The organism is Pseudomonas sp. IT-196MI5 (assembly GCF_949767415.1).
Classification (GTDB): Bacteria; Pseudomonadota; Gammaproteobacteria; order Pseudomonadales; family Pseudomonadaceae; genus Aquipseudomonas.
In genome coordinates this window covers 95669-118327 of record NZ_CATKPZ010000077.1, presented here as the reverse complement: position 1 = coordinate 118327, position 22659 = coordinate 95669, and the positions used below count along the sequence as shown (strand labels likewise).

General features: G+C 55.8%; 18 protein-coding genes. 9 read left to right on the top strand and 9 right to left on the bottom strand.

Features of this window, described 5'->3' with window-relative positions:
* Positions 1-134 precede the first annotated feature (134 nt).
* Together ACM6IK_RS26320 and ACM6IK_RS26315 are read left to right on the top strand one after the other, a co-directional pair.
* Positions 135-1112 carry an NAD-dependent epimerase/dehydratase family protein gene (locus ACM6IK_RS26320; protein WP_414876629.1) on the top strand — a complete coding sequence of 326 codons (978 nt, stop codon included), beginning with the start codon at positions 135-137 and terminating at the stop codon, positions 1110-1112.
* Positions 1109-2227, top strand: coding sequence for a glycosyltransferase (locus tag ACM6IK_RS26315; RefSeq protein ID WP_414876628.1), 1119 nt, complete (start codon positions 1109-1111; stop codon positions 2225-2227). The genes ACM6IK_RS26320 and ACM6IK_RS26315 overlap by 4 nt, the downstream gene beginning before the upstream one ends.
* Here the strand turns inward: ACM6IK_RS26315 and ACM6IK_RS26310 are convergent.
* The 3 genes from ACM6IK_RS26310 to ACM6IK_RS26300 are packed head-to-tail and all read right to left on the bottom strand — an operon-like array spanning position 2224 to position 6024.
* Complete coding sequence (locus ACM6IK_RS26310) at positions 2224-3756, bottom strand: hypothetical protein (RefSeq protein WP_414876627.1); 1533 nt, start codon at positions 3754-3756, stop codon at positions 2224-2226. The genes ACM6IK_RS26315 and ACM6IK_RS26310 overlap by 4 nt on opposite strands.
* Entirely contained in the window at positions 3753-4664 is a 912-nt protein-coding gene (locus ACM6IK_RS26305; protein ID WP_414876626.1) for a glycosyltransferase, read from the bottom strand. Before ACM6IK_RS26305 ends, ACM6IK_RS26310 begins: the two co-directional genes overlap by 4 nt.
* Positions 4665-4674: 10 nt before the next feature.
* The gene (locus ACM6IK_RS26300; RefSeq protein ID WP_414876625.1) at positions 4675-6024 is read right to left on the bottom strand and encodes a lipopolysaccharide biosynthesis protein; all 1350 of its coding nucleotides are present in this window, start codon (positions 6022-6024) and stop codon (positions 4675-4677) included.
* A gap of 1326 nt (positions 6025-7350) precedes the next feature.
* Between ACM6IK_RS26300 and fabF the strand changes: the two genes are divergently transcribed.
* Positions 7351-8625: a beta-ketoacyl-ACP synthase II gene (gene fabF / locus ACM6IK_RS26295; protein WP_414876624.1), complete on the top strand. Its 1275-nt coding sequence runs from the start codon at positions 7351-7353 to the stop codon at positions 8623-8625.
* On the opposite strand, the gene ACM6IK_RS26290 is transcribed toward fabF, so the two are convergent.
* From ACM6IK_RS26290 to rfbB, 6 genes are all read right to left on the bottom strand, one after another.
* Entirely contained in the window at positions 8622-9179 is a 558-nt protein-coding gene (locus tag ACM6IK_RS26290) for a TetR/AcrR family transcriptional regulator (RefSeq protein WP_414876623.1), read from the bottom strand. The genes fabF and ACM6IK_RS26290 overlap by 4 nt on opposite strands.
* A gap of 167 nt (positions 9180-9346) precedes the next feature.
* Positions 9347-9514 (bottom strand): DUF2897 family protein, encoded by a 168-nt coding sequence (locus ACM6IK_RS26285; protein ID WP_414876622.1) that lies wholly within the window; start codon positions 9512-9514, stop codon positions 9347-9349.
* A gap of 142 nt (positions 9515-9656) precedes the next feature.
* Positions 9657-11021 carry an ethanolamine permease gene (gene eat, locus ACM6IK_RS26280; protein ID WP_414876621.1) on the bottom strand — a complete coding sequence of 455 codons (1365 nt, stop codon included), beginning with the start codon at positions 11019-11021 and terminating at the stop codon, positions 9657-9659.
* Positions 11022-11281: 260 nt separating this feature from the next.
* Entirely contained in the window at positions 11282-12151 is an 870-nt protein-coding gene (rfbD, locus tag ACM6IK_RS26275; RefSeq protein WP_414876620.1) for a dTDP-4-dehydrorhamnose reductase, read from the bottom strand.
* 46 nt (positions 12152-12197) lie between these two features.
* Positions 12198-13073 (bottom strand): glucose-1-phosphate thymidylyltransferase RfbA, encoded by an 876-nt coding sequence (gene rfbA, locus ACM6IK_RS26270; protein ID WP_414876619.1) that lies wholly within the window; start codon positions 13071-13073, stop codon positions 12198-12200.
* On the bottom strand, positions 13070-14152 hold the full coding sequence (gene rfbB, locus ACM6IK_RS26265; RefSeq protein ID WP_414876618.1) for a dTDP-glucose 4,6-dehydratase: 1083 nt from the start codon (positions 14150-14152) through the stop codon (positions 13070-13072). The genes rfbA and rfbB overlap by 4 nt, the downstream gene beginning before the upstream one ends.
* A gap of 345 nt (positions 14153-14497) precedes the next feature.
* On the opposite strand from rfbB, the gene kdpF reads away from it, so the two are divergent.
* From kdpF to ACM6IK_RS26235, 6 genes are all read left to right on the top strand, one after another.
* Entirely contained in the window at positions 14498-14587 is a 90-nt protein-coding gene (kdpF, locus tag ACM6IK_RS26260) for a K(+)-transporting ATPase subunit F (protein ID WP_007899818.1), read from the top strand.
* 8 nt (positions 14588-14595) lie between these two features.
* On the top strand, positions 14596-16290 hold the full coding sequence (kdpA, locus tag ACM6IK_RS26255; RefSeq protein ID WP_414876617.1) for a potassium-transporting ATPase subunit KdpA: 1695 nt from the start codon (positions 14596-14598) through the stop codon (positions 16288-16290).
* 10 nt (positions 16291-16300) lie between these two features.
* A complete protein-coding gene (gene kdpB / locus ACM6IK_RS26250; RefSeq protein ID WP_414876616.1) occupies positions 16301-18358 on the top strand; it encodes a potassium-transporting ATPase subunit KdpB in 2058 nt (685 codons plus the stop codon).
* Positions 18359-18493: 135 nt separating this feature from the next.
* Positions 18494-19039 carry a potassium-transporting ATPase subunit KdpC gene (gene kdpC / locus ACM6IK_RS26245; protein ID WP_414876615.1) on the top strand — a complete coding sequence of 182 codons (546 nt, stop codon included), beginning with the start codon at positions 18494-18496 and terminating at the stop codon, positions 19037-19039.
* Positions 19040-19169: 130 nt separating this feature from the next.
* Complete coding sequence (locus ACM6IK_RS26240; RefSeq protein WP_414876614.1) at positions 19170-21821, top strand: DUF4118 domain-containing protein; 2652 nt, start codon at positions 19170-19172, stop codon at positions 21819-21821.
* Between the two features lie 48 nt (positions 21822-21869).
* Positions 21870-22559: a response regulator gene (locus tag ACM6IK_RS26235; RefSeq protein ID WP_414876613.1), complete on the top strand. Its 690-nt coding sequence runs from the start codon at positions 21870-21872 to the stop codon at positions 22557-22559.
* Positions 22560-22659 lie beyond the last annotated feature (100 nt).

Genomic DNA, 22659 nt, shown 5'->3' with positions numbered 1-22659 from the left:
GCTGGGATTCGCGCTGGGCAGAATAGGCCTGCAGGATTGATGTATTATATATTTTTAAGCTGTTTTATATTTTTAAAGGCATTGGTTCGAATACTAGGGCCTGAATTGTTTGTGTATTTAGGGAGTGAGTCATCTTGAATCTTGAGATAAGTGATACTGAAAGCCAAGTCCACGCAACCATTGAGCAGCGTATCGTCGTGATAGGTGGAACTGGCTTTGTTGGACAGCATTTACTCAATTCTTTAGTTGATTGCAGCAAAGAGTTCGAAATTATTTTTGCGGTCCATCGAAAGGAACCGCATTGGTTAACAGAATCGCCTATACAGGTTCGACATTTTGACTTGGAAGATAGCGCGTCGTTAGAGAAAATTTTGAATTGCGGCAGCATTGTTTTGAATTTGCTGCGGCCAGATGGTGCCGGATGGTTCTTGTCAGCGATCAAGAATATTTTGCGCGCTTGTGGCAATGCACGTGTTAAACGCTATATCCATGTTTCAAGTATTGACGTTTTTGGAGCAAGCCAGGACAGCATTTGTACTTCGGCTTCACAGATCGTACCTATCACGCCTTATGAACGTGAGCATGCCGCTGCTGAAAAGTTTGTGAGCGCTGTCAATGCCGAGCATTTCGAAACCTTGATTTTGCGCCTTGGCGCGGTATTTGGTGTCGGAGGATTAAATATTGTTTCATTCGTAAGGGAAGTTTCGAGTGCGCCTGGCTGGAAACTCGCATTGCGCCGTTCATTGTACGGTGCACGGCGAATGCATTTGGTCAGCGTTGAAAAAGTAGTCGAGGTTTTATTGTTTGTTACAACGGCGGCACCAATAATTCAGGGGGAAATTATTGTAGTGACTGAAGACGCTGACGCTAATAATAATTTCGCTTATCTTCAGGATTGTTTGCTGGAAGTATTCAATCGTACTGCAGTATTGCATATTCCTTACCTCCCCTCGCGAGTGCTGCGTTTGGTATTAAATGCCAGAGGGATTAGTAATACCGATCCAATGCGTCGCTTCCAAGAAGATCGATTGTTGCAACTTGGATTGGCAGATTCTGCACTGTTCACCCAACGCCTTAAAGGTTACTTGAGTCACTTGAGGGCTACGGTATGAATGTTTTATTGATTAATATCTCTCTTGATGCACAGCGTGGGGGAGGGACTGCGGAACGCACAAGACACTTAGCCAATACCCTTGCGGATAAAGGCTGTCGTTGTGAAGTCATCGCGATGTCCGGTGACTCCTGGCAATCAGAATTTAATAATCGAGGTGTTAAAACCTACATTACTGGAAAAGTTGGTCAACACTTTCCAATCCCATTGGTCAATTTTATGCGTCTGTGGAAAGCGGTGAAGTCAGCTGACATTATCCATATCATGGGCTATTGGAATTTGTTGAGCATTATTACCGGCTTCTTCGCCTGGATCGCGCGGACTCCTTATGTACTTTGCCCCGCGGGTGAGTTTGCTTCCATCGGAAAGCCTAGTCCAGTTAAGAAGCTGTTTCATTTATTGTTGGGTAAATCACTTATAAAAAGGGCGTCGGGGTTTATTGCAATTACTCAGTTAGAGCGAGTACTAATTGCAGAAGTTACAGGCTTTTTGCCGGATCGTATCCCGGTGTTTCCGAATGGGGTGACGGAGCCCGCGTTAACCCCAATACGTACACTGCAGAATCTGCCCGAAGAGCCGTATATTTTATTTATGGGTAGGCTTGCTCCTGTCAAAGGCCCGGATTTGCTTATTAAAGCCTATCTCTCTACAAAGGCGGCCCACCATTATCCTTTAGTGCTTGCCGGGCCAGACTTCGGAATGCAAGCCGAGCTTGAGGCCTCTTTGATTGGTCATGAAATAGCTCATCAGGTTCATTTTATTGGATTTCTCAATGAAGCCCAGCGGAATGAAGCTTATCAACATGCATTGATGCTTGTCATTCCCTCCAGATCGGAAGCCATGTCACTTGTTGCTCTGGAAGCAGGAATCACAGGTTTGCCGGTATTACTGACAAATACATGTGGCTTTGACGAAGTACAGACGATCAACGGGGGAAGAGTAGTCGAACCGACAGCCGCTGGTATCGGTAGAGGGCTGCAGGTCATGTTTTCAGAGATCGACGATTTGACGCTTAAAGGGCAACGACTTAAGTCGTTTATAATCGACCATTATAGTTGGCATGTAATTGTAACTAATATGGTCGATTATTTTGAAGGTTTTATTCAGGACAATTAAAGTGCTTGTTGATGTAAAGAGTTGATGGGATGCTTTTGTTTATTTAGTATCCTTCTCAGCACAATTAACCCTATAAGAAAAGCGGTTATCTCAATCACGAAAAATAGAAACGCTCTGGGGAAATTAATTTGCACTATCAAGTATGCCATTCCAACGCCAATAGTAGCGCTTGTCATAACATTATTCAGTAACCGTTTAGCGGCAAGCTCGATGCTATAACCCAAGAAGAATAATAGTGCCATGCCAGCAAAAAGCACGAGATGATTGCCGCTGTAATACAGTACTGCTATTGGACCAGGGATTGTCATGAATGTGAAATTTTCTAATCTTTCATACTGTGCATTGGATATTCGCTGATATATTGCTTGTGTGCCTTGTGCTGGATCTTCTTTTAAGCCTCTGATAAAAAGATCTAAATTCAGGTGATGATTACTCGTTACTGCTAAAACTCCTTCAGCGCCAATCCATCGGTCTACGATTAGCTTGCTCAATTCGTTTGCGATTCGTTTGAACTTCAGTTCGAGTGACAGTTGATGCGGGGCGACGTATGGTTCTGGGGTGACGTCGTGTATTAAAGCTTTTTCGGATAATTTCAACGACGTCCTGGATTCTTCCAGATTTCCTTTCACGATGGTTTTTTCTGTATAAGGTACTGCCTTTGCAAATGAAGAAAGGCGGTCGACTGATACGGAAATTATCGAAAATGCAAACAATAAAGCGGTCGTCGAAAAAATCTTTATCCAGCCAATTTTTGATATGTTCCACTCTAATTTTCTCCCTTGTATCAGGTAAGCAATAAAAGGGGCCGAAACATGAAGGATCATTTGTGCACGACTGCCCATCGAAATTGATGTCAGTGCACCCTCAATAATGACGATATAAAAAAGCATGTTCGGAGTTAATTTTCCGCTTTTTACCAACCAGTAAGCCAAGGTGAAAAGAGCAATAGAGTTTCCCCAGGCGACCATGAAGGAAAAGACTACGTAAATATAACTATTCAGTTTTAAAGTTGGTTCGTATCCAACTTTTAGAATTGAATAGTAATAGTTAAAAATTAGAGAGGCAATTGTGAAGATGATTGCCATGCCCAAGAGTGTTGATAATGGCTTTGTGTTTATATTGGTTTCCAGTTCTTTTCTTTTTTGCAAGCCGGCCACGACAATGAAGTAGCAGATAAGCAGTGCGCTAAATGCTGTGATCAACACTACAATGGCGTTGTTCCATGCGGCTGGCGATTCATCAAAGCCTCCTATAGGCTCTATGAAATTGTTTCCAATGAGCAAGTGTAAAGTGATTTTTGCCCAGCAACCTAAAATCAAAAAAGAAAATAGAAAAAATATGAAGTAGCTTTTCGGTCGATTTTTAATCGTGGCATATATTATGGCAATGCTCAATGTGCAATAGGTTGCAAATAAAGCGATCATGCCTGGGTAATAGAAACCTGCCCATATGCTAAGTAAAGTCGCTGTGGCGACAATCCATGTTGTAGTCGCTTTATTATCAAAATAGCCTTCTGAGGTCCTGTTCATTTTTTTACCGATCCGGATCTACAAATACCGATTACATAACTGATCATCTTGCGAGAAAATATTGATGAGGGACTTAGTATTGCGGCCCGAAACATCTGCTTTAAACCGATGAGGTAACGGCCGGAGAAACCGTGCATGAATCCAGACAGCAGATAGGCGTTTGCCATAGCCCTTTTTTTCCAGCGAAGAAACCTTTTGGGTAAACCATTTGTATTATAAAAATCTTTAATAACGGTAACTGGCTCGTCTGAACGTTGCGCACTGGAGGGGTTATAGGTAGTTGACCCCGAGTGAATGCGAAAATCTGCGAGTGCCTCTGGGACGCGGATGAATGGGCCGTGTTGACAAAAGCGCAGAAAAAAGTCCATGTCTGGAATGTTTCTTAACCCAGTATTCCAGTCGCCTACTAGCGCCCATGTTGTCCGTTTGAATAGCGCGCCTGGACCAGGTAAACATTGGAAGTTGGCAATGAGCAGATTTTCAGAATATTCGGGGGCTGTAATGGTTCTAACGTAATTTGAGTCTTCGTCGATTACGCAAAAGTCCGGGTATGCCAATACTGCTTCAGGTGACAACGCCATTCGCGAGACCATCGTCTCGATTGCAGTAGGGTGTAATCTGTCATCAGCACTTAGATAACCCAACAAATCGCCGGAACTTTGTTTCCATCCGAAATTCATGGCAGCGCTTTGTCCAGCATTTTCTTGTCTGAAATGCGAAAACTGCATAGGATGATTCTTCAGCAAATTCGGAGTGTCATCGGTTGATCCATCATCAACCACAATCAGCTCGATATTTTGATAGGTTTGTTTTTTGACGCTATCAATTGCATCCAACAAATATCGAGCAGTATTGTACGTGGGGATGACAATAGTGACTTTCGGCAGTGTCGTCATTTTATCGTCCATGTGGATTCTCTTAGTGAAAATAGGATTGGCTGAATTTGATTGTTGATTTAAAGTTGGCAGTTGTTTTCAGGTTGAATATTCGATTTACATAATGAATCATCAGGGCTGACTGAATAATACTGCCCGAGCTATAAACGATGGCTAATCCAATTATGCCGAAATATATGAATGCCACACTTCCTCCGGCGATCATCAGTACACCGCTGACAATAGAGATTCGCATGGTAATATGTTGTTTTTGCAACATGACCAAGACCATGCCGGCGGTTCCAGCGAAGGTCTGAATAACTTGAGCGAAGCCGAGAATGATAAATAGAAAGTAAGCTTCTGAATACTCTTCTGGCCAAGCCATTGCAATAATGAGTTGACCTAGAATGGCAAATAATAGATAGCCCGTAATTGCCATTCCTGTTGCTACACCCGCACCGATACCCATCACTTTTTGCAAGTAACGTTTTTTTCGTCGAACCCACAGACGCCCAATTGATGGTGCGATGACTGTATTGACTACTGCCAAGGGAATTATCACCAAGATAGCAAGCCGTGATGCCAGGCCATAGATTGCTACGTCAGCGGTGCTGCCAAAGAAAACAATGATCCACAAGTCTGCTTGAGCTATGATAAATAGCACGCTTGTGGTGGTAAGGTTAGGTATGGTTTGCCACAGTATTTCGGAATAACTTACAGTTTCTTTGGTTTCCCCATCATGAGTATTATGCCAGCGCCACAGGGAATATCCACCCAGTAATGCGGTACATAAAACACCAAGAACTCCCGAAAAGAGAAGGGTGTCCAATGACAGTGTTATCTTTGACTGCCAGGCAATAATGACGGCGGCAGCGCTGGCGACACCAGTACCAACTACCAGGAAACTCGCCTGAACAAAGTGTCCTAAAACCCGGTGTTGCTCGGATAGTAAAGTTACCGTGGCAGCTAACATCATACTGATTGAGATAAGTGGTGCTAATTTCTGCAGCGCGCCTGTCAACTCTGAGTGCAACAGGTTTTCCAGTATCGTTAGAGTTATCAAAAAAGTAACCGCGAACAGACTTGCCGCTGAGCATCCAATGATTAAAGTGCGCCGTAAAGTTTGCTTTATCCTGGCAGTGTCTTTATCACCGATGGCTCTGGAGATAATAGCCGGAGCTGTAATGCTTAAACCTAACTGACCCAAAGTGGCAAGCGCTGCTATTATGGATTGGCACAAAAAAAACAAGCCCACGGACTCTTGCTTCATAGTGAGTGGCAGTAGAACTCCGGTCAGGGCCCCCGTACCAAGCAGGAGAAATCGACCGATGATGGCTGCAGCACTCGCAGCCACTGGAGAGGATAGAGCGCTGATATTTTTCTTCGCAGTCATTTATTGAGATTTCGCAGCAGGTCATAATGCAGCTGCCGATTTTCACGTTTTTTCAATCCCCTGTCTACAGCCAGGGTCCTCCAGTTCTAACCGATCGGCGGAAGCTGTGATTTCTGCCGCGGCTGACCAAACTTGCTTGCCTGGAAGATGCAACGGTTGGTGACTCGGCAATCAATGGGCTATTTTAGCAACGCTAAAGGGGCGGAATCAGTTCCACTCACTGCCTTTTCACGAAGCGCTACCTTGTTACAATCGTGCCATTGACCTATTGATGATGCATCTTCTCAAGAAGTTACACGCGACTTTTATAGTTAAAATATCTGTTTGTATTTAATGTCCCGCTATTGCTGGATAATTTATTCGAAGTGACTCACGATTTAAGTAAATTTTGTTGAGACGCTCTTCGCTCTTCACGCAGCTGCTGGAATCGTACTGTCAGCTCCAGTGTTTACAGTGACCAACTGTTATTTGGCCAAGTTCCTTCATCTCGACCTTTGATTGTTTCATTTTTCGCAACAGACGCATTCTTGACATTCTCCCACGGCGCCTGATTTGAGGAGTAGCATTCAGAAATGCTGCTTCTTCAGCCGATGTCATGGAGCGCCATTTATGCGTGCGGGCTATTTCTACTCCCAGGTTTTGCTTTGCTTACCAGCGCCTCTTTTACCGCCAGGCAGAGCCTGCAGCGAATCCGGATCTGCCAAGGTTGCGGTGGTGATGGAAGGCATTCAGCGAATGTGCAATCCGGCACAGTGGATCTTGGCAGGGCCGATGCGCCGACTCTGCGGTGTGAGTTAACCGGTGTAGGGGGGAGACCAAGGCTCTGGCGATTGTTGCGTATCGCGAAAATATTGGTCTGTTTGTGTCCGACGAGTTGTTCGAAGTGAAGGGTATCGACAAGGCCCTTCCAGATAAGAATCGCGAGAAGTCCCGGTTGAACTAAGCTTGTAAATGAGTCTTGGAGGCCGGTCATTGACCGGCTTTTTTTTAGTTTTTGGTGACTGCAGCGGGTTTTGACTTCTGTCGGCAATAAAAAATTACGACTGTAATATACCATATTAAATTATGTGTATAATAAATGCGCGGCTCGTCCAGGCAGGCTGAGATTCAGTCGCTTGTCTATCCTTCTGGCATCTCCCAGGAGCCAAGTCATGACGTCCATTCAGTCCCAAGGCACCGCCCTCATCACCATTGCTTCGCTACCTGATGCCGCCGACCGAGATGCCTTATGTTGCGGCACGGCATGTGATGGCCCCCAATCGTTCCAAAAGTAAAGGCGCTGCGAGTTACAAATGAAACGCCCCTAATTGACTGAGGTATTGCGGTATGAATCATCGTCGTATAGTTGTAACGGGCATGGGCCTGGTGTCGCCGCTGGGGTGCGGTGTCGAAGCGGTCTGGGAGCGGCTGCTGGCCGGGCGTTCCGGGCTGCGCAATCTTGCGCAAGAGGTGGTTGCCGATCTGCCGGCCAAGGTTGGGGGGACGGTGCAGACGCTGGCCGATGATCCGGAAGCAGGGTTCGATCCGGACCTCGCAACCCCACCCAAAGAACAGAAGAAAATGGATCGCTTCATTCTGTTCGCCATGGAAGCGGCGCGTCAGGCACTGGCGCAGGCCGGCTGGCAAGCGCTGGACGCCAATGCCCAGGAGCGCACGGCCACCATCATCGGTTCAGGCGTAGGTGGTTTTGGTGCGATTGCCGACGCGGTGCGCACCACCGATAGTCGTGGTCCGAAACGTTTGTCTCCATTCACTATCCCTTCATTTCTGGTCAACCTCGCGGCAGGTCATGTGTCGATCCAGCATGGCTTCAAGGGACCATTAGGCGCGCCGGTCACGGCATGTGCCGCCGGGGTTCAGGCTATCGGCGATGCGGCGCGGCTGATTCGCGCGGGTGAGGCGGATATCGCGGTGTGCGGTGGTGCGGAAGCAGCAATCGATCGGGTCAGCCTTGCCGGGTTTGCGGCTGCTCGTGCCTTGTCCAGCGCTTACAACGAAACGCCTGAGCGCGCTTCGCGACCTTTTGACAGTGGTCGCGATGGCTTTGTCATGGGAGAAGGGGCCGGGCTGCTGGTCATCGAGTCTCTGGAACATGCGCTGGCTCGCGGCGCTCAGCCGCTGGCGGAACTCGTCGGCTACGGCACCAGCGCAGATGCCTATCACCTGACCGCGGGCCCCGAGGACGGCAGTGGTGCGCGGCGAGCGATGTCGTTGGCATTGGCACAGGCCGGTGTTTCACCGGCTCAGGTTCAGCATTTGAATGCTCATGCAACCTCGACTCCGGTGGGTGATCTGGGTGAGTTGGCGGCAATCAAGGCGTTGTTCGGTGCGCAAAACGGCATCGCCGTGACATCGACCAAGTCGGCGACCGGGCATTTGCTTGGTGCAGCGGGGGGGATCGAGGCGATCTTTACGCTGCTGGCGATTCGTGACCAGATCGTGCCGGCGACTCTCAATTTCGAGAACCCGGACCCTGCCACTGAAGGTGTCGACATCGTTCATGGCAGCGCGCGGCCGATGGCCATCGAATACGCGTTATCCAACGGCTTCGGATTTGGCGGGGTCAATGCCAGTGTGCTGTTCAAGCGTTGGCAGGGTTAATCCTGTGAGTGTTTGAGGTGTTCGCGTGCGACGTCGAGGATCCGTTGGGCAAACTCGGCGTCGGCGACACTGCGCGATAACAGCAAGGCGCCGACCAGCGTCGACATGATGACGATGCTGCGCTCGGCGCTGCGCTCTCCGTCGAGGGTGTGCTGGATCTGATCGAGTCGCGCCTGGAGCACGACGTCGCTGGTTGGGCTCGGTTGCCCTCGCAGCCCGAGTTCCGAAGAAATGGTCAGCAGCGGGCAGCCCTCGTGAGGCGAGGTTTGATGCCATTCGGACAGGTAGGTGTCGATGAAGGTTTCGAGTGGGTGTTCCTCGGCGAAGATTTGCGCGCACAACTGGTCGACCTGTACGCCAGCCTCTTGCAAGGCTTTCTCCACCAGTTCGTCTTTGGACTTGAAGTGTGAGTAAAAGCCACCATGGGTCAAACCCAGTGCCTTCATCAAGGGTTGCAGCCCGGTTGCGCCGATACCGTCGCGTCGAAATCGCGCTGAAGCTTCCCTGATTATGCGTTGGTGGGTCTGGGCTTTATGGTCCTGCGAATAACGCATCTGATATCTCCGCATCAATGCGGCCCATATTAACCAATGAAAATTGCATGGTGACTGTACTTCTACTTCTAAAAAGCATGCAGATGCTTCGATATGGCTACAAAGCAGCATGATTTAAGGAGATTCCACACAAAAACAAACCCCGCCGTTACAGGCGGGGTTTTCAGTCAGCGGTCCTGCGCTTCCTTTGCGTCCATTTGCGCATTGCGTTCGGCGACGCGCTTGCGTTGCTCTTCGGTCAGTTCGACCTTGTTGGCAGTGTCGCGCAGCAGCATCAGACCACCAACGATCGAGCCGATGGCAACGACCAGAATCAGCCAGGCATACCAGGGCATAGGACTCTCCTTGAAAAGCAGGCGGGTTGGCGAGGGTTCGCCAACCGATCGTACATATCATTATGAGTGATGGGGTTTCATCGCAGTTCCATTGCTGTCACTCCCATTCTATGCCTGTTATTCAAGGTTCACTCGAACGCTTTTAATGTCCGGTCAGCATCGCATCCGCCGGAGCGTCGGCGCGCAATTGTGCGGTGAGCATGAAATACACGAAACCTGCCACCATGAAGCCCAGAAAGATCAGACCGATCAAGGTGTTGAACCAGGCCATCGCCATCAGACACACCACCGCCAGCATCAATGCAATGAACGGCACCAGCGGGTAGCAAGGGGCACGGAAGGTGCGTTCCAGGTTCGGCTCGGTTTTACGCAGTTTGAACAGGCTGAGCATGCTCATGATGTACATCACGATAGCGCCGAACACGGCCATGGTGATCATCGCAGCGGTCAGTGTCATGCCGCCGAGGTTGATCACGCCATCGCTGTAGATGGCTGCAATGCCGATGACACCGCCGGCGATGATTGCCCGGTGCGGGGTTTGAAAGCGCGACAATCTGGCCAGGGACGCGGGCAGGTAACCGGCCCGTGCGAGGGCGAAGAACTGCCGCGAGTAGCCAAGGATGATCCCATGGAAACTCGCCACCAGGCCGAACAGGCCGATCCATACCAGCATGTGCAACCAGCCCGAGCTTTCGCCGACCACGGTTTTCATTGCCTGCGGCAGCGGGTCGTTGATGTTTGACAGGGTGCGCCAGTCGCCGACGCCACCGGCGAAGAACATCACCCCCATCGCCAGCAGCACCAGGGTCAAAATTCCGCTGATGTAAGCCTTGGGAATCGTGCGTTTCGGGTCCTTGGCTTCTTCGGCGGCCATGGCTGCGCCTTCGATGGCAAGGAAGAACCAGATGGCAAAAGGGATCGCCGCGAACATCCCGGCAATCGCCGGGGCGCCGAACACGTCGGAACCGGCCCAGCCATTGAGGGCGAAATTGCTGAAGCTGAACGCCGGGGCGACTACGCCCATGAACACCAGTAATTCGACGACCGCCAATACGCAGACCACCAGCTCGAAGGTCGCCGCCAGTTTCACGCCGAGGATGTTGAGGCCCATGAACACGATATAGGCGCCGACTGCTGCGTGTTTCGGGTCCAGGGCTGGAAACTGCACATTGAGGTAGGCGCCGATGGCCAGGGCAATCGCTGGCGGGGCGAAGACGAATTCGATCAGTGTCGCCAGCCCGGCGATCAACCCGCCTTTTTCGCCAAAGGCGCGACGGCTGTAGGCAAAGGGACCGCCGGCGTGAGGAATGGCGGTGGTCAGTTCGGTGAAACTGAAGATGAAGCAGGTGTACATGGTGGCGACCATGAACGAGGTCAGCAGAAAGCCTAAAGTCCCGGCCACGCCCCAGCCATAGCTCCAGCCGAAATATTCTCCGGAAATCACCAGCCCGACCGCAATGCCCCACAGATGCAAGGTGCCCAGCGTGGGTTTGAGTTGTGTGTTCATGCGTTTGCTCCCTGAGTGGTTTGGAAAGCTCGGGGAGAGGCCAGTGCAGTGGGCGTGCCATTTCACGATGGTGCGTCGTAATGGGATGAAAGGCGTCGTATCGGGGATGTTCGCCGCAGGATGCGCGAATTTTGTGCGTCAGTCAGGGGCGCTGCGGATTTAAATGCCGCTTTCGCGAGCAAGCCCGCATGCCCGCTACCCGACACCGCTGCTGCGCGCAAACTTCGTATATCGATGCAGGTGCGGGCAGCGGTTGATGCTCAGGTTTGCTGAGTGAGGCACTCGCGCAACGCCGTTTGCCAGTCAGGTTGACTGACACCCCAATCGCGCTGCAAGCGACTGCAATCCAGGCGCGAGTTGAGCGGCCGGGCTGCGGGTGTCGGGTAGTCGCTGGACGGGATCGGAATCAGGTTGGCGCAGGGCTTGCCTTGTTGTCGCAGTGCTTCGCCGATTGCCTGGGCGAAGCCAAACCAGGAGGTCTCACCTTGAGCGGTCAGGTGATAGGTCCCCCAGTTGGTAACTTCGTTCGCCTGCCAGTGTTCGATCAGGGCAAGGGTGCTGTTGGCGATTGTGCCGGCCCAGGTAGGTGCTCCGATTTGATCGGCGACTACACGTAACTCCGGTTTCTCTTGCAGCAAACGTTGCATCGTCAGCAGAAAGTTACGGCCATGAGTTGAATAGACCCAACTTGTGCGCAGGATCAGGTGTTTACCTTGCACGTCCCTGATGGCCTGCTCACCTGCCAGTTTGCTCTTGCCATACACCCCGAGCGGATTGGGCGTGTCGTCCTCGTTGTAAGGGCCGGCTTTCTTCCCGTCGAATACATAGTCCGTGGAGTAATGTATCAGCGGGATGTCGAGAGCCAGCGCTTCTTCGGCGAGGATGCCGGGAGCGGTCGCGTTAATGGCAAAGGCTGATAGCGGTTCACTTTCTGCCAGATCAACCGCTGTATGGGCCGCAGCGTTGATGATCAGGTCGGGCCGGAGATTTTGCACCTGACGGCGAATCTGATCGGGTTGCGCGAGATCGAGCTGATCGCGACCCAATACGATCAGTTCGCCAACAGCCCCCAGGCGCCGTTGCAACTCATGTGAAACCTGACCGTGCCGGCCATTGATGAGTATTTTCACGGGCGCAGTCCCGTCTCGTTACCGGGCAAATCGGGTTCGCACAGGCTCATTGCTCTTCCCCTGCCAGTTTGGCCAGGTACTGGCCATATCCGGTTTTGCCGAAGTATCGGGCGCGCTCCAGCAACTGTTCGCGGTTGATCCAGTCGTTTTCATAGGCTATCTCTTCGAGACAGGCGACTTTCAGGCCTTGGCGGTGTTCGATGGTTTGTACGTATTGAGAAGCTTCGAGCAGGCTATCGTGGGTACCGGTGTCGAGCCAGGCGAAACCTCGACCAAAACGCTCGACCTGCAGATCGCCACGTTGCAGATAGGCATTGTTGACGTCGGTGATCTCCAGCTCGCCGCGAGGCGAAGGTTTCACCGCCTTGGCGATCTCGATCACATCGTTGTCATAGAAATACAGGCCGGTAACGGCATAACTGGATTTCGGTTTTTTCGGTTTTTCTTCGATCGAAAGCGCACGGCCGTCGCTGTCGAAATCGATGACACCGAAGCGCTCGGGGTCTTTGACCCAGTAACCGAACACGGTGGCGCCGGAGGAGCGTTTTGCCGCGTTCTGCAATTGCTCGCCAAAGTGCTGACCATGGAAGATGTTGTCACCCAGGATCAGACACACAGGGTCATCGCCAATGAACTCTTCGCCAATCAGAAAAGCCTGGGCCAGACCATCCGGTGATGGTTGCTCGGCAAAGCTGAAGTTCACCCCGAACTGACTGCCATCCCCCAGCAGATTGCGATACTGCGGCAGATCCTGCGGGGTGGAAATCAGCAGAATATCCTTGATGCCGGCCAGCATCAGCACCGACACCGGATAGTAGATCATTGGCTTGTCGTAGACCGGCAACAGCTGTTTCGATACGCCGAGTGTGATCGGGTGCAGGCGCGTGCCCGAGCCACCCGCCAAAACGATACCTTTCATCATGCGAGCAGCTCCTTGGGATTGATGGCGCCAAGGCGTTCACCCTGATAGCTGCCGTCTTGAACACGTCGGCACCATTGCATATTGTCCAGGTACCACTGAACGGTTTTGCGCAGGCCGGTTTCGAAGGTCTCTTCGGGCGCCCAGCCCAGCTCGCGTTCAATCTTGCTGGCATCGATGGCATAACGTAAGTCATGACCAGGACGATCCTGGACGAACGTGATCAGGTCGGCGTAGTGCGCGACGCCATCGGGCTTGTGCGGTGCCAGTTCTTCAAGCAGGGCGCAGATGCCCCGCACCACGTCGATGTTCTTTTGCTCATTGTGCCCGCCTATGTTGTAGGTCTCGCCGACGGTGCCGGCGGTCACCACTTTGAGCAGTGCCCGGGCGTGATCTTCGACGAACAGCCAGTCGCGCACTTGCAGGCCATTGCCATACACCGGCAGCGGCTTGCCCGCCAAGGCATTGAGAATGACCAGCGGAATCAGTTTCTCGGGGAAGTGGAACGGCCCGTAATTGTTCGAGCAATTGGTCAGCAACACCGGCAAGCCATAGGTTCGCTGCCAGGCGCGGACCAGGTGGTCGGACGCTGCCTTGCTGGCGGAGTAGGGCGAGCTCGGCGCGTAGGGCGTCGTTTCCGTAAACAGATCGTCGACACCGTGCAGGTCGCCGTAAACCTCGTCAGTGGAAATGTGATGAAAGCGAAAGGCGCTTTTCTCAGGCTCTGGCAGGGCTTGCCAATAGGCGCGGGCGGCTTCGAGCAGGCTGTAGGTGCCGACGATATTGGTCTGGATGAATTCCGATGGCCCGTCGATGGAACGATCGACGTGGGACTCTGCTGCCAGGTGCATGATCGCGTGAGGCTGGAAACGCGCCAGCACTGCACCGACGGTCGCCTGATCAACGATATCGGCCTGAACGAACTCGTAGCGAGTGTCGTTGGCAATGCTGGTCAGCGATTCGAGATTGCCAGCATAGGTCAGTTTGTCCAGATTGAGCACTTCATGCTCAGTGTGTCGAATCAGCTCGCGGACAAGGGCCGAGCCTATGAAACCGGCTCCGCCGGTAATAAGGATACGCACGTTGGGCCAGCCTTTTTCAGTAATGCGAATGGCGGTAGCTTGCAGGCGCGAGCGAGGAGGTGCAAGAGTTCTTGACCCCATAGGGTTGCGTCGCGCCAATCAGGCTGGATTATCCATGACTTGCAGCCGTCACTCACTACTCTCGCGCGCAATTTGGAGCACTAATTACAACACGTCCGGTTTTCTCCGTACCGGAGCGCCTTCCTGCACCCTGTAACCCCCCGCGCTAATCCACTCTTTACGCTTTCTTTATGCCTCTCCCGCACCTTCGATCTCGTTCCTTTACAGCCTCCTTTCCGACAATGACTCCACACGCGGCAATACGCCGTAACACGGAGAACTTCCATGAGCGTTCTGGACGGGGTGTCGCTGCTGCTGGCAGTGGGGCTGTTCATTTATCTGTTGGTTGCGCTGCTGCGCGCGGACCGGAACTAGGAGCGGCTATGCACAGTTATGACTATTGGCTGATCCTCGGGTTTTTCGCCCTGGTATTGGTCCCGGCGCCATTTCTCGGGCGCTTCTACTACAAGGTGATGGAGGGGCAGCGTACTTGGCTGACGCCGATTCTCGGTCCGGTCGAACACGGTTGTTATCGTTTGGCCGGCGTCGATCCGCAAGCCGAACAGAGCTGGCAGAAATACGCCCTGGCCTTGATTGCCTTCAACTTCGCGGGTTTCCTGTTGCTGTTCGCGATCCTGTTGCTCCAGGGCCACTTGCCGCTGAACCCGCAAAATCTGCCGGGCCAGGAGTGGACGCTGGCGTTCAACACCGCCGTCAGCTTCATGACTAACACCAACTGGCAGGCCTACAGCGGCGAAGCGTCCCTGAGCTACTTGAGCCAAATGGTCGGCCTCACCGTGCAGAACTTCGTCAGCGCCGCCACCGGTCTGGCCGTACTGGTTGCGCTGTGCCGCGGCATCGGTCGCAAATCCACGGCGTCGCTTGGCAACTTCTGGGTCGATATGACCCGCGCCACCCTCTATGGCCTGCTGCCGCTGTGCCTGCTGCTGGCGCTGTACCTGGTCTGGCAGGGCGTGCCGCAAACCTTCGCGCAGTATGTGAATGCGGTGACGGTGCAAGGCGTCGACCAGGTCATTCCCCTGGGCCCGGCGGCCAGTCAGATTGCGATCAAGCAACTGGGCACCAACGGTGGCGGTTTCTTCGGCGTCAACTCGGCGCATCCGTTCGAGAACCCGACGGCGTGGAGCAACCTGTTTGAAATGACCTCGATCATTCTGATCCCCGTCGCGCTGGTCTTCACCTTTGGCCATTACGTGAAGGACCTGCGCCAGAGCCGCGCGATCATCGCCTGCATGCTGGCGCTGTTCCTGATCGGCGGTGCGACCTCGCTGTGGGCTGAATACCAACCGAACCCGGCGTTGAACAACGTCGCCGTCGAGCAGGCCGCGCCGCTGGAAGGCAAGGAAGCGCGCTTCGGCACCACCGCCACCGTGTTGTGGTCGGTGACCACCACGGCTGCGTCCAACGGTTCGGTCAACGGCATGCACGACAGCCTCAACCCGCTGAGCGGCATGGTGGCACTGGTCAACATGATGGTCGGCGAAGTGATCTTCGGCGGCGTCGGTGCCGGGCTCTACGGCATGTTGCTCAACGTGCTGATCGCGGTGTTCCTCGCCGGCCTGATGATCGGCCGCACCCCGGAATACCTCGGCAAGAAACTGCAGGCCAGGGAAGTGCAATTGCTGGTGATGACCCTGATGGTCATGCCGATTGGTGTACTGGTGCTCGGCGCGATCGCCGCCAGCCTGCCAGGTCCGGTGGCCGCCGTGAGCAACCCGGGGCCTCACGGATTCAGTCAGTTGCTCTACGCCTACACCTCGGCCAGTGCCAACAACGGTTCGGCTTTCGGTGGCTTCGGCGCCAACACCCCGTTCCACAACCTGATGCTGGGCCTGGGCATGTTGATCGGTCGCTTCGGCTACATCCTTCCGGTTCTGGCCCTGGCCGGCAGCCTGGCGATGAAGAAAACCGCGCCGATCGGGCAGAACAGCTTCCCAACCCACGGCCCACTGTTCGTGACCCTGCTGACCGTGACCATTTTGCTGGTGGGTGGTTTGACCTTCCTGCCGACTTTGGCACTGGGCCCAATCGCTGAACATTTGAGCATGGGATTCTAAGGAAACCATCATGAATATGCCTGCAATCAAGCCTGCCGCCGTCAAGGCAGCGGAGCAACCGAAAACCGCAATCTCGGCCCTCTGGCGCCCGGCGCTGCTGCAAGCCTTCGTCAAGCTCGACCCACGGCAGTTGCAACGTGCGCCGGTGATGCTGGTGGTCGAACTGACCGCGATCCTGACGACCGTCCTGTGCTTCGTGCCCGACACGGCCGTGCCGACCTTCGTCGCCGCGCAAATTGCGGTGTGGCTGTGGTTCACCGTGCTGTTCGCCAACTTCGCCGAAGCCCTGGCCGAAGGCCGCGGCAAGGCCCGCGCCGACAGCCTCAAGGCCGGTAGCGAAGGCCTCAGCGCCCGGCGCAAGACCGGCAACGGCAGCTTTCAGGTGGTGCCCGCCGCCAGCCTGCGCAAAGGCGATGTGGTGCGCGTCGAAGCCGGGGAAATGATCCCCGGTGACGGCGAAGTGATTGAAGGCATCGCGGCGGTCAACGAAGCGGCGATTACCGGTGAATCGGCGCCGGTGATCCGTGAGTCCGGTGGCGACCGCTCGGCCGTCACCGGCAACACGCGGCTGGTGTCTGACTGGCTGTTGGTGAAGATTACCGCCAACCCCGGTGAGTCGACCCTGGACCGCATGATTGCCCTGGTCGAAGGCGCCAAACGGCAGAAAACCCCGAATGAAGTGGCGCTCGACATCCTGCTGATCGGCCTGACCCTGATCTTCCTGCTGGTGGTCGTGACCCTGCAACCGTTCGCCCACTTCGCCAATGGCAACCTGCCGCTGGTGTTCCTGGTGGCGCTGTTGGTCACGTTGATTCCGACCACCATCGGCGGCTTGCTGTCGGCCATCGGTATCGCCGGGATGGATCGCCTGGTGCGGCTGAACGTGATCGCCAAGTCCGGTCGTGCGGTGGAAGCGGCGGGGGACGTGCACGTGCTGCTGCTGGACAAGACCGGCACCATCACCTTCGGTAACCGTCGTTGCTCGGCGGTGTATGCCGCACCAGGTGTGACTGCCAGGGAACTGGCCGAAGGCGCATTGCTGGCTTCGCTGGCCGACGACACCGCGGAAGGCAAGTCGATCGTCGAGTACCTGCGTGGCATTCATCCGCAACCGGAACCATCCGCTCAGATGCTGACAGCCGTGCCATTCAGTGCCGAAACCCGCCTTTCCGGTGTCGACTATCAGGGGCGTGTGTACCGCAAAGGCGCAGTGGACTCGTTGCTGGCGTTCGTCGGCCTCGAGCGTGCTGATCTGGCACCGGCCTTGTCCCGTGAAATCGACAAGATTGCCCAAAGCGGTGGCACTCCGTTGCTGGTGTGTGCCGATGGCAAGCTACTTGGCGCGATCCACCTCAAGGACGTGGTCAAGCCCGGTATCCGCGAGCGTTTCGCCGAGCTGCGCAAGCTGGGAATCCGTACTGTCATGGTCACCGGCGACAACCCGTTGACCGCCGCTGCCATCGCCGCTGAAGCAGGGGTGGACGATGTGCTGGCCGAAGCCACGCCGGAGAAAAAACTGGCGCGCATTCGTCACGAACAAAACGACGGTCGCCTGGTCGCCATGTGCGGCGACGGCGCCAACGACGCCCCGGCACTGGCCCAGGCAGATGTCGGCATGGCGATGAACGACGGTACGCAGGCAGCCCGTGAAGCGGCGAACATGGTCGACCTCGACAGCGACCCGACCAAGTTGCTGGACGTGGTGCAGATCGGCAAGGAATTGCTGGTGACCCGCGGTGCGCTGACGACCTTTTCCATCGCCAACGACGTGGCCAAGTACTTCGCGATTCTGCCGGCGCTGTTCGCCGCGATCTACCCGCAACTGGGCGTGCTCAACGTGATGCACCTGAGCAGTCCGCAGAGCGCGATTCTCTCGGCGATTGTGTTCAACGCCCTGATCATCGTGATGCTGATTCCGCTGGCGCTGCGCGGTGTGCGGGTTCACGCGGCGAGTGCGGCGGCGTTGCTGCGACGCAATCTGCTGATTTACGGCCTGGGCGGGATTCTGGTGCCGTTCGTGGGTATCAAGGCCATCGACATGCTGTTGACGGCGTTGCATCTGGTTTGACTGCTTGGTGTGCCAGATAAGCCGCCATCGCGAGCAAGCTCGCTCCCACAAAAGCACCCCATACCCTGTGGGAGCGAGCTTGCTCGCGATGGATGCGCCACGGTGCACCTGACTTGTGAATTCGAGGATTTTGAAATGTCCACATTGATACGCCCGGCCCTGAGCTTGCTGGTCCTGATGACGCTGATCACTGGCGTCGCTTATCCACTGGTGGTCACCGGCGTGGCCCAGATCGCGTTCCCGGATCAGGCCAACGGCAGCCTGGTGCGTGATGCCGAGGGCAAGATCCGCGGTTCCTCGCTGATCGCCCAGGATTTCGTTGGCGACGCCTGGTTCCACCCGCGTCCTTCGGCCGGTGCCTTTGCCACCGTGTCGAGCAGCGCCAGCAACCTGTCGCCGAGCAACCCGGCCCTGGCCACACGGGTGATAGACGATGCCAGCAAGTTGCTGGTGCCAGGCCAGGGGCCGGTGCCATTGGCGCTGGTCACTGCGTCCGGCAGCGGTCTGGATCCGCACTTGCCACCGGCAGCGATTGCCTATCAACTGGCGCGTGTCGCGACGGCGCGCAACCTGCCGGTAGCGACACTGCAACAACTGCTGGACGCCCACATCGAACAGCCATTGGTAGGCCCGCCGGTGGTAAATGTGCTTGAGTTGAATCTGGCGCTGGAAAAATTGTAGGTCGGTGGCGCTGCCATTCGCGAGCAGGCTCGCTCCCACATTGGAATGCGTACACCTGTGGGAGCGAGCCTGCTCGCGAAGACGGCCTCACCATCGCCACATCAACATCTGAAAAATGAGATCCCCAAGCATGAGCAACTCCGGCCGCGCCGACGCGCTGTTAGCAGACCTGCCCCGCGATGGCCGCGGCCGGCTCAAAGTGTTTCTCGGGGCCGCGCCGGGTGTCGGCAAAACCTACGCCATGTTGCAAGCGGCCCACACCCAGTTACGCCAAGGGGTGAAAGTCATCGCCGGCGTCGTCGAAACCCATGGCCGGGCCGAAACCGAAGCCCTGCTCGGCGGCTTGCCGCAGCAGCCGTTGGTGCGTTCCGAGTACCGTGGCGTGTTGCTCGAAGAAATGGACCTCGACGGTCTGATCAAAGCCAAACCGAAACTGGTGCTGGTCGACGAACTGGCGCACACCAATGCCCCCGGCAGCCGTCACGAAAAACGCTGGCAGGACATTCAGGAACTGCTCGCCGCCGGCATAGACGTGTACACCACGGTCAATGTCCAGCATCTGGAAAGTCTCAACGACCAAGTGCGCGGCATCACCGGCGTGCAGGTCCGCGAAACCCTGCCGGACTGGGTGTTGCAGGAAGCCTACGAACTATTGTTGATCGACTTGCCGCCACGGGAGCTGCTGGAGCGACTACGCGACGGCAAGGTCTATGTGCCGGAGCAGGCGCGGGCGGCCATCGACGCGTTCTTTTCCCAGACCAACCTCACGGCCTTGCGCGAACTGGCGATGCAAACCGCGGCGGCTCAGGTCGATAACGATCTGGCCCAAGGGTATCGTCAGTTGGGGCAAGCGGCGCCGGCCGTACGCGGGCGTTTGCTGGTAGGCGTCGACGGCGATGTCCAGGCCGAGCGTCTGGTGCGTCATGCCAGCCGCGTGGCCCAGCGGCGGCACCTGCCCTGGAGCCTGGTGCACGTGGACAACGGCCGCGTGCGTGACGAACAGTCGCGCCTGCGCCTGCAAAGCGCCCAGCAACTGGCCGAACGGTTGGGCGGCGAAGTGGTGTTGCTGCGCGCCGGTGAAGTGGCGAAGACCCTGATCCAGCATGCCGCCGAACGCCGCGCCAGCCTGGTGCTGGTCGGTCAGTCCCGGCCGCGTTTGCGCCGGCGTCTGTTCGGGGGCGGGCTGGCGGCGCGGCTGCTGCGCAATGCGCGCGGACTGGAAATCAACGTACTCGACAGCGATCACCAACCGCATCAACCTCATCAGCGGTCGATGCATTCACTGGTCTGGTTCGACTACGCATTGGCGGTGGTGGCGACGGTTCTGGCCAGCGCCCTGGCGTGGGCCGTGGCGAGTGTTCTGCCGTTGCCGAACATCTCGCTGGTGTTCCTCGCCGCCGTGTTGCTGGTGGCGGTGCGCAGCAGTCTCGGGCCGGCGCTGGCCTGTGCGGCGCTATCGTTTCTGACCTATGACTTCCTGTTCATTCCACCGAATTTCTCTTTCAGCATCCAGCGCGAAGAAGACGTGCTGACCTTGCTGTTCTTCCTGCTGATGGCGGCCCTCACCGGTAACCTCGCGGCGCGCCAGCGCAGGCAATTGCAGGCCCTGCGCGATACCCAGGAAGAGACCACCGAATTGCTCGACCTGTCACGCAAGCTCACCGCCGCCACCGACCGCCAGGCCGTGGTCAGCGCGGCTGCCCAACACCTCAACGGATGGAGCGATGTGCAACTGTGCCTGCTCAATCGCGACGGGCAGAGTGGCTGGAAAGTCGAAACCGGTGGCCCGCTGGAGTTCTCCGAAGCCGAACGTGCCGCTGCCGATTGGGCCTGGCAGCACGATCAACCGGCGGGTGCGGGCACCGGCACCTTGCCGTTCGGCCGCTGGTGGTGGTGGCCGTTATCGGTGGAGGACGGCCCGCTGGCGTTGCTCGGCGTATGCGCCAGGGAAGGCCAGACCCTGAGCGGCCAGCGCCGACGCTTGTTGACCGCGCTGAGCCAGCCGCTGGCCCAGGCGCTGGCCCGGGCGCAACTGGCTGATGATCTGGAAGCGGCGCGGCTGCATGGCGAAACCGAGCAGTTGCGTAGCGCCTTGCTGGCTTCGGTGTCCCACGATTTGCGCACACCGTTGACGTCCATGCGCGGCAGTATCGACAGCCTGCTGGCGCTGGGTGAGGCGATCCCGCTGGAGGATCGACGTGAGTTGCTCGAAGGCACCCGCGATGAAGCCGAACGTCTCGACCGCTACATTCAAAACCTGCTTGACATGACCCGGCTCGGCCACGGTGCGCTAAAGCTGGCGCGGGACTGGGTGTCGCCGGCCGATATCGTCGCCAGTGCGCTCAATCGCTTGCGCGCGGTACTCGCGTCGCTGCAGGTCAGTACCGAAGTACCGGCGCAATTGCCGCTGCTGTTCGTCCATGCCGCGCTGATCGAACAGGCACTGGTCAACGTACTGGAAAACGCCGCGCGGTTTTCGCCGCACCGCGGGCGTTTGCAATTGCGCGCCGGGGCCGATGACAGCGAGCTGTTTTTCTCGGTCAGCGATGAGGGACCGGGGATTCCGGAGGAGGAGCGAGCGAAGATTTTCGACATGTTCTACACCGCGGTGCGGGGTGATCGTGGCGGGCAGGGTACCGGGCTGGGGTTGGCGATTTGTCAGGGCATGGTCGGTGCTCATGGCGGGCGCATCAGCGTTGCCGACGGTATCGAGGGGCGCGGCACCTGCATCACGTTGCACCTGCCGCTACAGGCTCAGCCGGGATACGAGAATGAAGCCTGATCGTGCATGCGCTACTCTCTTGCCACTTCTTTGTGTTGATGTGAATTCATGAGCCAGACCGCGACCATTTTGGTCATCGACGACGAACCGCAGATCCGCAAATTCCTGCGCATCAGCCTCGTTTCCCAAGGCTATAAAGTGCTGGAGGCCGGCACCGGCAGTGAAGGATTGGTACAAGCTGCGTTGAACAAACCGGACTTGCTGGTGCTTGATCTCGGCTTGCCGGACATGGACGGCCAACAGGTATTGCGCGATTTTCGCGAGTGGTCGACGGTGCCGGTGCTGGTGCTCTCGGTGCGCGCCGGTGAAGGGCAGAAGGTCGAAGCCCTGGATGGCGGTGCCAATGACTACGTGACCAAGCCGTTCGGCATTCAGGAATTCCTGGCACGGATTCGTGCGTTGTTGCGCCAGGCGCCCGTCGGCGAGGTTCAACAAGCGGCGCTGACCTTCGGTCCGTTGACGGTCGACCTGGCGTATCGCCGGGTGATGCTCGACGATGTCGAAGTCGCCCTGACTCGCAAGGAATACGCCGTGCTGGCGCAACTGGCGCGGCATCCCGGGCGGGTGATCACCCAGCAGCAATTGCTCAAGGACATCTGGGGGCCGACTCACACCGAAGACACTCACTACCTGCGCATCGTGGTCGGGCACTTGCGCCAGAAACTGGCGGATGACCCGACCCAACCCAGGTTCATCGTCACTGAGGCTGGTGTGGGGTATCGGTTGTTGAGTGAATAGTTTTGAATTTTTGTGGTGACTGATCTGGCGCTTTCGCGGGCAAGTCGGATCGCCGCACCGCCGCTCCTACAGGGTTTGCGTCGTACACATGATTTTTGAC

What these genes read in the sequence shown, in the direction of transcription:
- ACM6IK_RS26315 (WP_414876628.1), top strand. Translation starts at nt 1,109, where the DNA reads ATGAATGTTTTATTGATTAATATCTCTCTTGATGCACAGCGTGGGGGA.
- ACM6IK_RS26310 (WP_414876627.1), bottom strand. Translation starts at nt 3,756, where the DNA reads ATGAACAGGACCTCAGAAGGCTATTTTGATAATAAAGCGACTACAACA.
- ACM6IK_RS26305 (WP_414876626.1), bottom strand. Translation starts at nt 4,664, where the DNA reads ATGGACGATAAAATGACGACACTGCCGAAAGTCACTATTGTCATCCCC.
- ACM6IK_RS26300 (WP_414876625.1), bottom strand. Translation starts at nt 6,024, where the DNA reads ATGACTGCGAAGAAAAATATCAGCGCTCTATCCTCTCCAGTGGCTGCG.
- fabF (WP_414876624.1), top strand. Translation starts at nt 7,351, where the DNA reads ATGAATCATCGTCGTATAGTTGTAACGGGCATGGGCCTGGTGTCGCCG.
- ACM6IK_RS26290 (WP_414876623.1), bottom strand. Translation starts at nt 9,179, where the DNA reads ATGCGTTATTCGCAGGACCATAAAGCCCAGACCCACCAACGCATAATC.
- ACM6IK_RS26285 (WP_414876622.1), bottom strand. Translation starts at nt 9,514, where the DNA reads ATGCCCTGGTATGCCTGGCTGATTCTGGTCGTTGCCATCGGCTCGATC.
- eat (WP_414876621.1), bottom strand. Translation starts at nt 11,021, where the DNA reads ATGAACACACAACTCAAACCCACGCTGGGCACCTTGCATCTGTGGGGC.
- rfbA (WP_414876619.1), bottom strand. Translation starts at nt 13,073, where the DNA reads ATGATGAAAGGTATCGTTTTGGCGGGTGGCTCGGGCACGCGCCTGCAC.
- kdpF (WP_007899818.1), top strand. Translation starts at nt 14,498, where the DNA reads ATGAGCGTTCTGGACGGGGTGTCGCTGCTGCTGGCAGTGGGGCTGTTC.
- kdpA (WP_414876617.1), top strand. Translation starts at nt 14,596, where the DNA reads ATGCACAGTTATGACTATTGGCTGATCCTCGGGTTTTTCGCCCTGGTA.
- kdpB (WP_414876616.1), top strand. Translation starts at nt 16,301, where the DNA reads ATGAATATGCCTGCAATCAAGCCTGCCGCCGTCAAGGCAGCGGAGCAA.
- kdpC (WP_414876615.1), top strand. Translation starts at nt 18,494, where the DNA reads ATGTCCACATTGATACGCCCGGCCCTGAGCTTGCTGGTCCTGATGACG.
- ACM6IK_RS26240 (WP_414876614.1), top strand. Translation starts at nt 19,170, where the DNA reads ATGAGCAACTCCGGCCGCGCCGACGCGCTGTTAGCAGACCTGCCCCGC.
- ACM6IK_RS26235 (WP_414876613.1), top strand. Translation starts at nt 21,870, where the DNA reads ATGAGCCAGACCGCGACCATTTTGGTCATCGACGACGAACCGCAGATC.